General features: G+C 72.9%; 13 protein-coding genes. 3 read left to right on the top strand and 10 right to left on the bottom strand.

Translation table 11 applies throughout. The features are described from left to right. Positions 1-88: 88 nt before the first annotated feature. Genes HHX30_RS36380 through HHX30_RS36370 form a run of 3 tightly spaced genes read left to right on the top strand, consistent with a single transcriptional unit; the run spans position 89 to position 3419 of the window. Positions 89-1636 carry an NAD(P)/FAD-dependent oxidoreductase gene (locus tag HHX30_RS36380; RefSeq protein WP_311923008.1) on the top strand — a complete coding sequence of 516 codons (1548 nt, stop codon included), beginning with the start codon at positions 89-91 and terminating at the stop codon, positions 1634-1636. Then, positions 1633-2496: an SDR family oxidoreductase gene (locus HHX30_RS36375; RefSeq protein WP_169988218.1), complete on the top strand. Its 864-nt coding sequence runs from the start codon at positions 1633-1635 to the stop codon at positions 2494-2496. The genes HHX30_RS36380 and HHX30_RS36375 overlap by 4 nt, the downstream gene beginning before the upstream one ends. A gap of 5 nt (positions 2497-2501) precedes the next feature. Continuing rightward, on the top strand, positions 2502-3419 hold the full coding sequence (locus HHX30_RS36370) for an alpha/beta hydrolase fold domain-containing protein (protein ID WP_169988291.1): 918 nt from the start codon (positions 2502-2504) through the stop codon (positions 3417-3419). Between the two features lie 34 nt (positions 3420-3453). On the opposite strand, the gene HHX30_RS36365 is transcribed toward HHX30_RS36370, so the two are convergent. From HHX30_RS36365 to HHX30_RS36320, 10 genes are read right to left on the bottom strand one after another with little or no spacing between them, the layout of a single operon-like run. Continuing rightward, complete coding sequence (locus HHX30_RS36365) at positions 3454-5007, bottom strand: MmgE/PrpD family protein (RefSeq protein ID WP_169988216.1); 1554 nt, start codon at positions 5005-5007, stop codon at positions 3454-3456. Then, positions 5004-5558: a flavin reductase family protein gene (locus HHX30_RS36360; RefSeq protein ID WP_169988214.1), complete on the bottom strand. Its 555-nt coding sequence runs from the start codon at positions 5556-5558 to the stop codon at positions 5004-5006. The genes HHX30_RS36365 and HHX30_RS36360 overlap by 4 nt, the downstream gene beginning before the upstream one ends. A gap of 4 nt (positions 5559-5562) precedes the next feature. Then, the gene (locus tag HHX30_RS36355) at positions 5563-6507 is read right to left on the bottom strand and encodes a diacylglycerol kinase family protein (protein WP_169988212.1); all 945 of its coding nucleotides are present in this window, start codon (positions 6505-6507) and stop codon (positions 5563-5565) included. Positions 6508-6534: 27 nt separating this feature from the next. Continuing rightward, a complete protein-coding gene (locus HHX30_RS36350; protein ID WP_169988210.1) occupies positions 6535-7905 on the bottom strand; it encodes a cytochrome P450 in 1371 nt (456 codons plus the stop codon). Between the two features lie 28 nt (positions 7906-7933). Further along, entirely contained in the window at positions 7934-9241 is a 1308-nt protein-coding gene (locus HHX30_RS36345) for an FAD-binding oxidoreductase (RefSeq protein ID WP_211593223.1), read from the bottom strand. Beyond that, on the bottom strand, positions 9235-10404 hold the full coding sequence (locus tag HHX30_RS36340) for an NAD(P)/FAD-dependent oxidoreductase (protein WP_169988198.1): 1170 nt from the start codon (positions 10402-10404) through the stop codon (positions 9235-9237). The genes HHX30_RS36345 and HHX30_RS36340 overlap by 7 nt, the downstream gene beginning before the upstream one ends. Before the next feature lie 20 nt (positions 10405-10424). Next, the gene (locus HHX30_RS36335) at positions 10425-10901 is read right to left on the bottom strand and encodes a hypothetical protein (RefSeq protein ID WP_169988196.1); all 477 of its coding nucleotides are present in this window, start codon (positions 10899-10901) and stop codon (positions 10425-10427) included. 16 nt (positions 10902-10917) lie between these two features. After that, positions 10918-11424: a type II toxin-antitoxin system RatA family toxin gene (locus tag HHX30_RS36330; RefSeq protein ID WP_169988194.1), complete on the bottom strand. Its 507-nt coding sequence runs from the start codon at positions 11422-11424 to the stop codon at positions 10918-10920. Further along, positions 11417-12709: an aspartate aminotransferase family protein gene (locus tag HHX30_RS36325; RefSeq protein ID WP_211593222.1), complete on the bottom strand. Its 1293-nt coding sequence runs from the start codon at positions 12707-12709 to the stop codon at positions 11417-11419. Before HHX30_RS36325 ends, HHX30_RS36330 begins: the two co-directional genes overlap by 8 nt. Before the next feature lie 10 nt (positions 12710-12719). After that, positions 12720-13856, bottom strand: coding sequence for an acyl-CoA dehydrogenase family protein (locus tag HHX30_RS36320; RefSeq protein WP_169988192.1), 1137 nt, complete (start codon positions 13854-13856; stop codon positions 12720-12722). Positions 13857-13861: the final 5 nt, after the last annotated feature.

The following is a 13861-nucleotide window of genomic DNA, read 5'->3' as shown; positions in this document are numbered from 1 at the left end:
GGGCCGGGTTTCAGAGGCACGTCAGGCCGGGTTGGGACAATCGCCGGGCGAATCGCGCAGACGGCGATGACGAGAGATCGGATCGCGCGTGGACTCTACAGACTCGAAGACGCCGCTCGACGTCGTGGCCGCGGGCACCGGGGACCCGGAGCCCGCGGATCCGCCGGAGCGGCACGCGCACATCATCGTGATCGGCGGAGGACTGGCCGGTGTCGCCACCGCGGTCCGCTTCCGCCTCAAGGGGTGGGACGACTTCCTGATCCTGGAACGCGGCGGCGACGTCGGCGGCACCTGGCGTGACAACACCTATCCCGGGGCGGCGTGCGACGTGCCGTCCCACCTGTACTCGTACTCCTTCGCCCTCAATCCGAACTGGACGAGGTCGTTCTCCGAGCAGCCGGAGATCCAGGACTACATCCGCCAGGTGGCGCACCGGTACGACATCCGCCGCAGGCACGTGTTCGGGTGCGAGGTCACCGACGCCCGCTGGAACGACGCGACCGGGCGGTGGGAGCTGCGCACCTCCAAGGGGCGGTTCACCGCCGCCGTCCTGGTGGGCGCGTGGGGCGCGCTGTGCGAGCCGGCGCTGCCCGACATCCCCGGGCTCGACACGTTCGGCGGGCCGATCTTCCACTCGGCCCGGTGGAGCCACGAGGCGGACCTGACCGGCAAGAAGGTCGCGGTCATCGGCACCGGCGCCTCGGCCGTCCAGATCGTCCCCGCCATCGCGGACGAGGTCGCCGAGCTGCGCGTCTACCAGCGCACCGCCCCCTGGATACTGCCGCGCCTGGAACGCCGCTACACGAAGCCGGAACGGCTGGCGTTCCGCCGTCTGCCGTTCTACCGGCGGCTCGTCCGCTCGGTCCTGTACTGGGCGCACGAGGCCCAGGTCGTCGGCCTGGCGCGGCGGCCGATGCTGCTCAAGCCCGTGGAGCACCTGAGCAGGGCCAAGCTGCGGTACGAGGTGCGCGACCCGGAGGTACGCCGGCAGCTCACGCCCGACTACCGTCTGGGCTGCAAGCGCATCCTCCTGTCCAACTCCTACTACCCCGCCTTCAACCGTGAGCACGTGCGCCTGGTGACGGCGCGGATCGACAAGGTGGGCGTCGACTCCATCGCCACCGCGGACGGCGGCCTCCACGACACCGACGCCATCATCCTGGCCACCGGGTTCCAGGTGACCGACTCCCCCACCTACCGCAAGATCTTCGGCAGGCACGGCAGGAGTCTCGGCGAGGTCTTCGACGACGTCGGCCGCAAGTGTTACAAGGGCACCGCCGTCGCGGGCTTCCCGAACCTGTTCATCCTCGTGGGCCCCAACACGGGCCTCGGCCACAACTCGATGATCTTCATGATCGAGTGCCAGGTGAACTACCTGGTCGAGGCCATCGAGACCATGAGGCGGCGGCGCATCCGATCGGTGGAGGTGCGCGCGGACGCCCAGGACCGGTTCTCGCGGACGCTGCAGGACAAGCTGTCGCGCAGCGTGTGGAACACCGGGCGCTGCGCCAGCTGGTACATGGACAAACACGGCGCCAACACCACGATGTGGCCGGGCTTCTCCTACGAGTTCCGGCAGGTCACCCGCACGTTCGACCTCGATGCCTACCACACGTCCCACGCGGAGACCCCATGACCAGGAGAACCGGAACAACCCGTTTCACGGGAAAGGTCGCCGCCATCACGGGCGCGGGCTCGGGGATCGGGCGGGCGCTCGCCCTGCGCCTCGCCGGGTCCGGTGCCGCTCTGGCGATCTCCGACGTCGACGCCGCCGGTCTGGCCGAGACCGCCGACCGGTGCAAGGCCGGGGGCGCCGACGTCAAGGCCGACCACCTGGACGTCACCGACCGGGACGCGGTCGTCTCCTACGCCGGCGACGTCCTCACCCGGTTCGGGAGGGTGAACCAGCTGTACAACAACGCCGGAATCGCCTACTACGGCGAGGTCGAGCGGGCGCGCCTGGAGGACGTCGAGCACATCCTCAAGGTCAACTTCTGGGGCGCCGTGTACGCCACCACCGCCTTCCTGCCCCATCTGGTGGCGTCCGGAGACGGGCACCTCGTCACCGTCTCCAGCCTGTTCGGGCTCATCACCTTCCCCGGCCAGAGCGCCTACAACGCCTCCAAGTTCGCCGTCCGCGGGTTCACCGAGGCGCTGCGCCAGGAGATGCTGGCCGCGCGGCACCCGGTGCACGTGACCTGCGTCCACCCCGGCGGCATCAGAACGGGGATCACCCGGCGCCTGGCGGTCGCCGACGGCCTGGACGGGGACGCGATCGCGGGCGTCTTCGACCGGCGGCTGGCGTTGCACAGCCCCGAGATGGCCGCCGCCGTCATCCTCGACGGCGTGCGCAGGCGCAGGGCGCGGGTCGTCGTGGGCGCCGAGGCCAAGGCCCTCGACTGGCTGGCCCGGATCACGCCCTCCGGCTCGCAGCGGGCCGGCGTGCTGATGGCCCGGCTCCTCGGGCTCTCCCCCTCGCCCCGGAGCGCGCTGTGACGGCGATGCCGACGCTTCCGCTGCCGCTCGCGTCCGCGCTGCTGGCGCCCTACTACCGCCTGACGTTCCATCACCGGGTGCCGTGGCCGGTGCAGCGCGCTCTGCTGAACGCCGTGGCGCGCCTGCAGCCGCTCCCGGCGGGCACGACGGTCTCCAAAGCGTGGCTGGGGGGCCGTCCGGCCGAGCGGGTCGTCGTCGGCGCCACCCCCTCGTCCGAGGCCGTGCTCTACCTCCACGGCGGCGGGTTCACCACGGGGTCGCCGGCCACCCACAGGTCGCTGGCCGCCCACCTCGCCCGGGAGATCCGCCGTCCCGTCTACCTTCTGGACTACCGCCTCGCGCCCGAGCACCCGTGCCCGGCCGCGCTGGACGACACGGTCGCGGCCTTCGACGCGCTGACCCGCGTCGTGGGCTCGGTCGCTCTGGCGGGCGACTCCGCGGGCGGCGGCCTCGCCCTCGCCGCCGCCCAGGTGCTGGCCGCCAGGGGAACGGCGCGGCCGGCCGCGCTGGCCCTCGTCTCTCCCTGGGCCAACCCCGGCGTCCAGGCCGATCGGCGCCGGGATCTCGTGGTCAGCCGCACGTGGGCCTTCGCCTGCGCGGCCGCCTACCTCGGCGACGGCGACCCCGCCGACCACCGCTACGCGCCCGCGCTGGGAGCGCTTGCCGGGCTTCCCCCGACGTACCTGCACACCAACACGCGGGAACTGCTCTATTCCCAGTGCCGTACGCTCGCCTCCGCGCTGCGGGCGGCGGGGGTCGAGGTGCGCTACGTCGAGCACGCCAGGCTGTGGCACGCCGCCCAGGCGCAGGCGGGCCTGGTCAGGGCGGCCGCCGAGTCGGTGCACGACATCGGCCGTTTCCTGACCGGCGTCTGGTCCGGGCTCCGGCAGGGCGCCGGGCCCGGACACGGCTCGGAGCCCTGAGGGGCCGGGCTCCTGCCGCCGGGGCTCCAGGCCGTCAGGGCTCCGGCGGCTCCTCCAAGGCGCGGGCCAGGACCGCGACGACCTGGTCGGGGCCGAGGGCGTCCAGGCGTTCCAGCTCGACCAGCACGTCCCGCGGCCCGCCGGTGGACAGGAACTTGCGGCCCACGATCGCGCCGTGGTCACGGCGCGTCGCGGGGCCCGCGGACCCGGTGAACGCGTCGCGGCTCTCCGCGGCGGACGCGCCGTCGGCCAGCTCGACGGTGACCCTGGCGCCGATCGCCATGGTGGCCTGCTCGAACGTCTCCTCCGGGCCGCCCAGCGCGGCCAGCAGGCCCGGCGCGGCGTCGCCGGTCCACCGCACGAACTCCGGCCAGTCCAGCGCCCGGTCCCCGGCCCGGCGCAGCGACTCGCCCAGCGGCGAGGTGGCCTGCGCCATCCGGATCGACAGGTCCATGTCGTGCTCGACCACGACCTTCTCCACCAGGGCCCAGCGCTCCGGGTCGGCCAGGGCCGAGGGAGTGAGGTCCTCCGGCCCGAACGCCCCGGTCATCAGCAGTGTGGCCACGCCGTACCCGACCGACAGGGTCGCGGCGGAGACGTTCGTCCGGGGGCCGTCGAGGTCCCGGGCCACCTTCTGCTCCATCTGCCAGGTCAGCAGCGACCCGTGGACGACCACCCGGCGGACCCGGGACGGATCGACGGCGCCGAGCCGCCCCTGCAGCCACTCGTGCAACCGCTCGGCGCAGTCGAACGCGGCGTGCAGGTAGGCGCTGCCGGGGAAGCGCTTGTAGGTCAGGGTGTCGGTGTGCCACCGGTGGCCGAGCCCGGTGGTCACGATCTCGGGCAGCGGGACGGCCGACAGCGCCGCCAGCAGGCCCTCCGGGTGTTCGAGGACCGTGGCCGGCCCGGCCAGGCCGTGCGCCGCGCCGTCGCACCCGTCGAGCGCCATGCGGACGGCCGCCGCCGCCGACAGCGCCTTGACGTCGCTGGTCACGACCGCGTGGTGGAGGGGGACGGGCAGGGTTCCCAGCGCCAGCCCCAGCCCCGCGACCCACTCGCCGGGTGCGGCGTCGCGGGCGCGGAGGCGGGCGGCGGCCGCGCCGGCCAGATGGCAGTGGGTGTTGGTCTGCCCCCGGAAGAACGGGCTGAGGATCGTCGCCGCGGTGATCCTGGCGGCGCACTCGTTGGCGGTGACGATCGTGGCCAGCAGCGCCCGCCCGTCCAGCCGGTCGAGTCCGGCGTGCGCGATCGCGACGTTCACGCCCCCCGTCGAGACGTGCCCCGCGTAGGCGACCTCGTCGAAGTCGAGCGCCGAGGCCAGGGCGGCCAGTACGCAGGCCGACCGGGCGGGGTCGGCCTGCAGCGGCGGGCCGTACGCCGCGACGATCGCCCGTCCGGCGGGATGGCGCAGCGACGCCCGCACGGCCGCCAGGTTGGAGATGAGCTGGCTGCGGGCCGCCGCCAGCGTGGCCGCGGGGATGTCCCCGTACGTCACCGCGTGCGCCCAGGCGGCGAGCTGCGCCGTGAGGCTCGCGGGCGGCTCGGAAGCCTCGCCGGAGGTGACGCCGGCGGGCCGGGTGGTCGTCATGACGCGGTTCCCCTCCCGTTCACGCCGTCGGGCGACGCGGCCTCCAGGTGCCGGTAGGAGCGCTCGTGCCAGACCAGCGGACGGCCCTGCCCGAGCCGCATGTTCGTGAGCCGCCCGTACACCACGACGTGGTCGCCGATCTCGTCCAGGGAGTACAGGTCGCACCACCCGACCGCGAGTGCGCCGGCGATCACCGGGCTTCCGTCGACGAGCTGCACCTGGCCCTCGATCCCGGCGAAACGCGAGCCCTCGCCGGCCGACCGGCTGAACCGGTCGGCCAGGGCGGCCTGGTCGTCGGTCAGCAGGTGGACCGCGAAGCGCCCGGCGGCGCGGATCGCGGCCAGGGTCTGGGAGCAGGGGCGGACGCAGCACATCAGGAGGGGAGGGTCCATCGACACGCTGGTCACGGTGCTCACGGTCGTCCCCGACCAGCCGGACGGGCCGCACGAGGTGACCACGGCGACGCCGGCGGCCAGCTTGCGGCAGTAGTCGCGGAACGGCTCGGCGCCCAGGGACGGGCCGCTCCCCCGCACGGAACTCGCGCTGACCACGCGATCACCTCTCACTGAACCACGACGGCGCGTCGGCCGCCGTGAGGACGGTCAGCGCGGCCGGGACGACGTGGACGTCGTAGGACGGGGTGGTCCGCGGCATGAGCTCCCCGTCGTGCTCGTACAACAACGGCTGTCCGTCCAGGCGCTCGACGGTGATCCGTTCGCCGCGCCCCCACCGCACTCCCGGCACGTCGTAGACACGGCCGTACAGGGCGGCCTGTCCGAACTCGTCCATGTCCACGGCGGCGGTGACGACGGTGATGTCGAGCCTTCCGTCGTCCACGATCGACTCCGGGACCAGTTGCAGCAGGCCTCCCCGGTAGCGGAAACCGGCCACGATCGTCTCGATGACGTCCCCCTCGTAGACGACCTCGCCGTCGACGGTCACCCGGCCCGGGTACGGCACGTAGCCCTCCATGGCGGCCAGGGCGGCCGCCATCAGCAACTCACGTCCCCTGCCCGCCATCTTCCTGGCCGTGAGCAGGGTCTCGGCGAACAGACCGCTGCCCGAGCCCAGCAGCACCAGGTGGTCGTTCTGCTCGATCCTGGCCAGGTCGATCGTCCGGGTGACGGCCTCGCCCCGCAGCGCCAGCCCGGCCACGCTCTCCCACGGCCGGTCGTTCCAAAGCCCCCGGTAGCTGGAGTTACCGGTTCCCGCCGGCGCGATCAGGAGCGGGGGAAGCGCGGCGACGCCCGTCTCGCGGGCCTGGCAGAGGCCTGCGGCCACCTCCGAGACCGTGCCGTCACCGCCGACGGCGACGAGGATGTCCGGAGGAACGGCGGCGGCGGCCAGCTTGTAGGCGATGCCGGCCGCGTCGCCCGCCGCCGTGGTCGCGAAGACCTCCACGTCGGCGGTGCCCACCTCCCTCATGGCGCTGACGGCGGCTTCGCCGTCGCCGCCGGCCGCCGGGTTGACGACCGCGGCGACGCGCACCTGCTGATTCATGTTCACACCTTTCGCGACGCTCCGGCGTCAGTCGCGTCTGCGGACGACGCGAAGACGCGCGCCCTGCTTGGGGATCATGGTGATGTGGCGCATCGCGCTGCCCTCGTCACCGGGGTCGACGGTCTCCAGGTCCACGGCGCGCAGCAGCGCGGCCATCACGTTCTCGACTTCCACCTGGGCGAACGTCGCGCCAAGGCAGCGGCGTACGCCGCCGCCGAAGGGGATCCAGGCGTTCTGCGGCGGGCTGCCCTCCAGCCACCTCTCCGGGCGGAAGCGCCGCGCGTCGGGACCCCACAGCCGGGGATCGATGTGCACGGCGCCGACGGACGGCAGCACGGAGACTCCGGCGGGCAGCCGGTAGCCGGCCAGTTCGATGGGCTCGGTGAGGCGCCGCGCGACGTTGTGGATCACGGGCCGGACCCGCAGCGCCTCCTTGAAGACGGCGGTGCGGTAGGGGTCCTTCGGCTCGTCCAGTCCCTCGCGCACCCGCGCCAGCGCCCGGGGGTGGCGCAGCAGGCGTTCGAACAGCCAGGCGAGGGCGACCGCCGTCGTCTCGTGCCCGGCGACCAGGAGCGTCATCACCTCGTCGCGCACGACCACGTCGTCGGGCTCGTCCTCCAGCAGCATGGACAGGGCGTCGGAACGGCTGCCGCGCGACGGATCCCGGCGCCGCCTGGCGATCTCGGCGTGGATCAGCTCATCGGTGTGGTCGAGACTGCGTACGTAGTCGCGCCACGGCCACACCTTGCCCAGCTCGGGCCGGATCCAGACCAGGATGTCGGACAGGCGGATGTCGGACACGCGGCGCAGCGCCCGGCCGAGCTCGTCGGCGCGCCGCAGGTCGTCGACGCCGAACACGAGCCGCACCATGATCTTGAGGGTGAGCGCGTAGGCCCGCTCCAGGAATCTGAAGGGCCGGTCCACCGGCCAGCTCCGGGCCTCCTCCATCGCCATCTCACGCATCGCCTCGGCCATCGTGGCGATCCGCTCGTGGTGGAAGGGCGGCATCATCCGCTTGCGTGCCGGCTTGTGCTCCGGCGCGTCGAGCGTCAGCACCGAGTGGCGGCCGACGATCGGCACCAGGAGGGAGTTGCCCTCGCCCGCGTGGAAGACCTCGGGCGCGCCCCGGAAGACCTCCCGGATGTGTTCGGGATCGCGCAGGATGACGAACGGGCCGCCGGGCACGACCCGCAGCGTGACGATGTCCCCGAACCGGTCGTGCATCTCCGGCAGGTAGTGCTGGCGGCCGTGCCGGAAGCGGATGGTCTGCCACAACACCGGGTGGGACGGACCCGGCGGCATTCCCTCCGTCGAGACGTCGACCGACACGCGGCCGATCGACGCCGACGACATCAACCGCTCGTTGGCGGTCGCGTTGTCGCTGCCCAGGCTGTCCATCGGTGTTCCTCTCTGACGGGACGCGACGTCACGACACGTCGGACACTGCGGTGAGATGCGACAGGTACCGGTCGAGGGCGCGGTCCACGAGACGTCCCCGGGGCACCCACGGGGCCTTCGCCCGGACCCAGGGCAGGCGACGCGGAGCGTGCTCGTCGCCGTGCGCGATCCAGGACGCGAGCCGGGCGCCGTGGTAGACCGAGGCCGCGAGCCCGTGCCCGTTGCACCCGCCCGCGTGGTACAGCTCCGGGTCGTGCGGGTGGCGGCCGACGACCGGCAGGCCGTCGCGCGTCACACCGATCGGTCCCGCCCACGCCGACTCGAGCTCCACCTCGGCCAGGAGCGGGGACAGTTCCCGTACCGCCGCGCGGAGCTTCCCGGGGGACGGCGCGAACGAACCGTACGGCCCGCGCCGGATCGCCCCTCCGCCCACGACGAGCCGCCCGTCGGAGGTGAGCCGGAAGTACGGCGACAGCTCGCCGTGCCCGATCAGCGGCTCGGCCGTGAGCGGCGACAACGCGGCCAGCACCGCGTCCGGCAGCTTCTCGGTGACCCCCGCCTGCACCCGCACGCCCACGACTCCCGCCGGCGCTCCCGGGCCGCCGTAGGCGTTGGTCGCAATGACGACGTGGTCGGCGACGACCTCGCCGTGATCGGTGACGACGGTGATCAGCAGGCCGGGCCGTACGTCGCGGACCGGGCTGCGCTCGAAGACGGTCAGTCCGCGCTGCTCGCCGATCCGGGCCAGGTGCGCGGTCAGCGCGGCCGGGTCCAGGGTCGCGGCGGGGGCGTACCGCAGCCCGCTGGTGTAGGAGGCGCCGATCCTGGGCAGCGCCTCGCGGGTGACCAGGGGGATGTCCAGGCCGAGGGCGCGGGCGGCCTCGGCCTCGCGCGCCTGCTCCTCGGCGGCCGTGTCGCCGGACGCGACGACGAGCTGACCGCCCGGCGTCAGGTCGCAGGGGATCCGATGGCGCTCCACCAGGTCCAGGACGTGCCGGACGGCGGAGACCGACCAGCGGTGGGCGGCCCGCGCCACGTCGTCGCCGTAGCGACGGCGGGCGACCGTCAGAGCCGGGCCGATACGCGGCCCCAGCAGGCCCGTCCCCCGGCCGCTCGCGCCGGCCGCCACCTGGTCGGCCTCGATCACGACGACCCGGCGGTCCGGGTCGAGTTCCAGCAGTTCCACCGCCGTGGACAGTCCGGTCAGGCCGGCGCCGACGATGGCGACGTCACAGCGGTGCGGGCCGTGCAGGCGGGGGCGCGGGCCGGTGGAGCCGGCGCCGGCCCAGTGCGGTCCGAGACCGTTCGCCGGGCCGTCCGGCCGCCCGCTCACCATGCGATCCCCAGGACCCGGAGGGGGTTGAACCGGCGGGTCCCGGTGATCGCCTGGGCGATCGCGTGTGCGTCCAAGGCCATGTCGGGCAGCTGCCCAGGCGGCAGCCGGAACCCCTGGAAGTACAGTCCCGGCGCGTGCGGGGCGCACCTGCCGCCGTGCACGGCCGGCCGTCCGCCGGGCCGTTCCAGCACGCCAAGGTGCCCGACCAGCCCGTCGATGCCGGGCCGCTGGCCGGTCGCGGCGATGACGACGTCCGGCTTGATGCCGGCGCCTCCCTCGAGCATCACGGCCTTCCTGTCGAACCCGGCGACGCCCGGGACGATCTCGATCGACCCCTCCCGGACGGCGGGGATCAGGCCGCGGTCGATCGCGCCGTAGGCGTGCCCGATCCGGGCCGTGCCCGCCAGCGTTCCCTCGGTGGGCGGGGCCAGGCCGTACGGCGTGAGGTCCCCCCAGTGCCACCGGTGCATCAGCAGACTGCCCCGGTTGACCAGCCAGTCCGGCAGCGGCCCGTGTTTGATGGCCTGGCTCAGCAGCGACGTGACCGGGCTGAGCTTGAACAGCACCGGGGTGTTCCGGATCGACATGCGGACCCGGGAGGCGCCGGCCCGCATCACCGCCACCGCGATGTCGATCCCCGTCGGCCCGCAGCCGACCACCAGGACGTCCTTGCCGACGTAGGGCCCGGGCACCCGGTAGTCCCGGGCGTGCAGGAATTCGCCCTCGAACTCGTCCAGGCCGGGCCAGTCCGGCACGTACGGCGTGCGGTGCAGGCCGGTGGCGACCACGACGTTCCCGGTCGTCAGGTCGCCGCCGGAGGTGCGCACCACCCACCGGCCGTCCTCGCGGTCGATCCGCCGCGCCTCGGTCCCGAACCGGATGTCCGGGTCCAGGTCCCGGACGTACGCCTTGATGTAGGCGAGGAAGTCGTCCCGCATCGGCCAGGGGCCGTACTCGGCCGACAGCTTCCTGCCCGGCAGGTGGCTGAGCCGCCGCCAGGAGTTCATCCGCATCGAGGGGTAGTAGCTGTGCCAGGTGGAGCAGGGGACCTCGCCCCGGTCGAGCAGGAGGGGGTCGAGTCCCGCCTCCTTCAGCGTCCAGGCGACCGCGAGACCTCCCGGCCCCGCGCCGATGATGAGAGGGCGTTCCAGGCTCTGAGACATCGCGTTCCTCACCGTTCCGGTCAAATCCGCGTGGGGACGGCGAGCTTCGCGTCGTCCCGCCCGAAGACGCGCCTGTCGAACTCCGCGAACTGCGGGATCACCGCGGGTTCGAACGGCACGCTGAAGGACTTGAGGAAGTTGCCGAAGAGCGCGCGGTCGCCGCACAGGTGGATCGGCACCACCAGCAGGGCCCACTCGAAGCCGGCGACCGCGGCCCACACCCCCACCACCACGGCCTGGGTCACCATGCTGTGCATCGTGTTGTAGAGCACGTAGTAGACCTTGGAGATGGGGCGGCCGCGGGCGCGCCTGAAGGCGATCGCCCCCGGGATGTAGCCGATCACGTCGATGTAGGCGAACAGCGCCACGGCCGGCAGCCATCGCACCTCGCGGATGTGCCAAAGGAACAGCACCGAGCACACGACGAGGGCGACGGCGTACTCCGCGCGGAGCAGCCGGTAGGTGACCAGGCTCTGGAAACGGTTCGCGTGGTCCATGCCATCCTCCCGGGGCCTAGGCCGATTCGACGGCCGCGCGCTGACGTTCGAGCCGGGCGCGTACGGCCACGGCGATCGCGGGCTCGCCGACGACGGTCGCCTCTCCCAGCAACCGGTGCACGATGGTGGCGATCGCCTCCTTGAGCACCTTGGCCGCGATCGGCTCCAGCACTCCGGCCAGGCTCGGGATGCCGAAGTCGAACGTGGCCTCGAAGGTGATCACGGAGCCCGTCGCGGCGGGCTCGACCCGCCACGTCCCGCGGAACACGTCGAAGTCGCCGGCGGTCTGCTCGAAGACGATGCGGCGGGCGCCGCGCTGGATGTAGTCGGCCTCCGACCAGCGCAACGGGCCGTTGCGGAACAGGATGTCCCACTCGCTGACCAGCGTCTCGCCGTCGTTGTCCCGCACGACGACCGAGCGGACCTCGTCCACGAAGTCGGGATATCGCTCGAACTCGGTGATCCGCTGGAACGCGAAGTCCGCGTCCACGGGCGAGTTCAGGGTGAGTTCGACACTACGCATCCGCATGCACCTCGTACTCGGGGTTCTGCTCGGCGACCAGCGCGACCGCCCGCTCGAACCGTTCCAGAAGGAAGGCGATCTCTGATTCGCCCAGCGTCGCGGGCGGCGTGAGCCGGACGACGTGGTCGGAGCTCAGGGACACGTTCGCCACGACGTCGTGGGCGACCAGTGCCATGAAGAGTTCGATCGCCGTCGCGGGGTCGGCGAACTCGATCCCGATGAGCAGGCCGAGGCCGCGCACCTCGTGCCGCTGGTGGACCAGGCCCGCCGCCGTGATCCGCCGCAGTTCGGGGGTGAGCCGCTCACCGAGCCGGGCGGCCCGCCCGACCAGGTCGTCCTCGCGGATCGCCCGGATCGCGCCGCACACGGCGGCCATGGCGATCGGAGCCGCGGAGAAGGTGGAGGTGTGCAGGACCGGATCCCGGTCGAGGACCGCGAAGGTCTCCTCGGTGGCGATGGTCGCGGCGACCGGCATGACGCCGCCGCCGAGCGCCTTGCCGGACAGCAGGATGTCCGGGCACACCCCTTCCAGGTCGACGCCCCACCACGCCCCCAGCCGGCCGAGGCCCGTCTGCACCTCGTCGGCGACCAGCAGCGCGCCGTACTCGGAGCACACCGCGCGCACGTCGCCGAGGTAGCCCTCCGGCGGGATCACCACGCCGCCCTCGCCCTGGACGGGTTCGACGATGACGCAGCACTCGCCCGGGTGCTGCCGCAGGACGGCGGTGAGCGCCTGCACGTCGCCGAACGGCACGTGCGACACCCCCGGCAGCAGCGGGTGGAACGGCTCCCTGAAGGCGTCTTTCGCGGTCACCGACAGCGCGCCCAGCGTCTTGCCGTGGTAGCCGCCGGTCATCGCCACGAGGTGACGCCGCCCGTTGAGCCTCGCGATCTTGATGGCGGCCTCGACCGCCTCGGCCCCCGAGCCGGAGAAGTGCACCCGGGTCAGGCCGGGAGGGGTCACGGAGGTCAGGAGCTCGGCGGCGCGGGCGGCCACCGGGTCGAGGAAGATCCTCGTCCCGACGGGGTGCCTGTGCAGCTGCCGCTCGACCTCGGCCACCACGATCGGGTGGCGGGCGCCGCTGATGAGCACGCCGTACCCGCCGACGTTGAGCAGGCGCCGGCCGTCGCTGGTGGTGAGCCACGCGCCCGACGACTCCACCTCCACCTGCCCGCCCAGCACCTCGGCCAGGCGGGCACGGCCGGAGCTCATCGTGCGCCGGTACAGAGCCGACACCTGTTCGTCGCTCATCCCGGCGTCGTACGTCACAAGGTTCTCGAGCATCGGCAGGTCCTCACGAGACGCGCAGGACGTCGCCCTGGAAGTACGCGGCCAGGTGCCGGCGCGTACCGGAGCGCGAGGGCGGATGGAAGGTGACGCAGTGGGCGGCCGCAGCGAGGTAGGCGACCTCCGGCGAGGAGATGAACGCCATCCCGCCCAGCGCCTCGACGGCCCGTTTCCCGGCGTCCAGGATCGCCTCCTGCGCGCCGTACCGGGCGATCATCGCCTTGGCGAGGGCGACGTTGTCGCTCTCCCGCGCCATGAGCTGCGCGGCGATCCTCTCCAGCAGGAGCGTGGCCGTCTCCAGCCGCACGCCGAGCTCGGCCGCGAGGTCGGCGCCGAGCTTCCCGCTCGCCAGCGCCCGCTCGGCCAGCGCGCTGACCATGCCGAGATAGCAGGAGGTGATGAGCATCTCGAACCACATGAAGCCGACGGTCTGCAGCTCGTCCAGCTCGCCCTGCTCACCGACCTCGGTGGGGACGAGGAGGCGGTTGTCGACGTACACGTCGGTCAGCCGCACCTCGTCGCTTTCCGCGCCGGCCAGCACGTCGCTCCCCCAGAACGGATGCACCGACAGCCCCGGCGTCTCCTTGGGGACGAGCATCAGCATGACCTCGGACCCGCCGTCCTCGCCGGGCACCGCGATGCTCGCCGAGAGCAGGTCCATGGAGCGCGACATGCTGCAGGGCCGCTTGGACCCGTTGACGACGACCCCGTCCTCCTTGCGTACGCCGGTGACGGTGGGCGACAGGATGCCCTGGCCGGGGTTGCCTTCGGCGAACGCCGAGGACACCAGCAGGTTCTGGGTGGCGATGCCCTCCAGCAGCGCCCACTCGACTCCGCTGGAGCGCAGGCTCTCCGCGAGGGCGAAGATGGTCGCCACCGAGAAGTGGTGCATCGTCGAGGCCACCGACAGAGAGGGGGCCGCCGCGCCGATCGCGCGGGTGACCTGGATCGCCTCCATCGGCGTGACGCCGCGCCCCTCGTACGCCTTGGGGATCACCAGCCCCGGCCCGCCGCTCGCCTTGAACAGCTCGAGCGCGGGGTTGCCCGGCTTCTCCAGCTCGAGCAGCGGAACGGCCGCCAGCTTGGCCAGCAGGCCCGGCAGGTGCCGCTCACAGACCGCGCGTGCTTCATCCATCGTTCGCATGGAGC

The sequence above is a fragment of the Microbispora sp. H10836 genome (genome assembly GCF_012999525.1).
Lineage (GTDB): Bacteria > Actinomycetota > Actinomycetes > Streptosporangiales > Streptosporangiaceae > Microbispora.
Note: the sequence above shows the minus strand (reverse complement) of the source record. Positions and strands in the feature narration are given on the sequence as shown.

Bases quoted from the DNA above. Each gene is read 5' to 3' on its own strand.
- HHX30_RS36365 (WP_169988216.1), bottom strand. From the start codon at position 5,007: ATGACGACCACCCGGCCCGCCGGCGTCACCTCCGGCGAGGCTTCCGAG.
- HHX30_RS36330 (WP_169988194.1), bottom strand. From the start codon at position 11,424: ATGCGTAGTGTCGAACTCACCCTGAACTCGCCCGTGGACGCGGACTTC.
- HHX30_RS36320 (WP_169988192.1), bottom strand. From the start codon at position 13,856: ATGCGAACGATGGATGAAGCACGCGCGGTCTGTGAGCGGCACCTGCCG.
- HHX30_RS36355 (WP_169988212.1), bottom strand. From the start codon at position 6,507: ATGAATCAGCAGGTGCGCGTCGCCGCGGTCGTCAACCCGGCGGCCGGC.
- HHX30_RS36335 (WP_169988196.1), bottom strand. From the start codon at position 10,901: ATGGACCACGCGAACCGTTTCCAGAGCCTGGTCACCTACCGGCTGCTC.
- HHX30_RS36345 (WP_211593223.1), bottom strand. From the start codon at position 9,241: ATGGTGAGCGGGCGGCCGGACGGCCCGGCGAACGGTCTCGGACCGCAC.
- HHX30_RS36375 (WP_169988218.1), top strand. From the start codon at position 1,633: ATGACCAGGAGAACCGGAACAACCCGTTTCACGGGAAAGGTCGCCGCC.
- HHX30_RS36340 (WP_169988198.1), bottom strand. From the start codon at position 10,404: ATGTCTCAGAGCCTGGAACGCCCTCTCATCATCGGCGCGGGGCCGGGA.
- HHX30_RS36350 (WP_169988210.1), bottom strand. From the start codon at position 7,905: ATGGACAGCCTGGGCAGCGACAACGCGACCGCCAACGAGCGGTTGATG.
- HHX30_RS36370 (WP_169988291.1), top strand. From the start codon at position 2,502: ATGCCGACGCTTCCGCTGCCGCTCGCGTCCGCGCTGCTGGCGCCCTAC.
- HHX30_RS36325 (WP_211593222.1), bottom strand. From the start codon at position 12,709: ATGCTCGAGAACCTTGTGACGTACGACGCCGGGATGAGCGACGAACAG.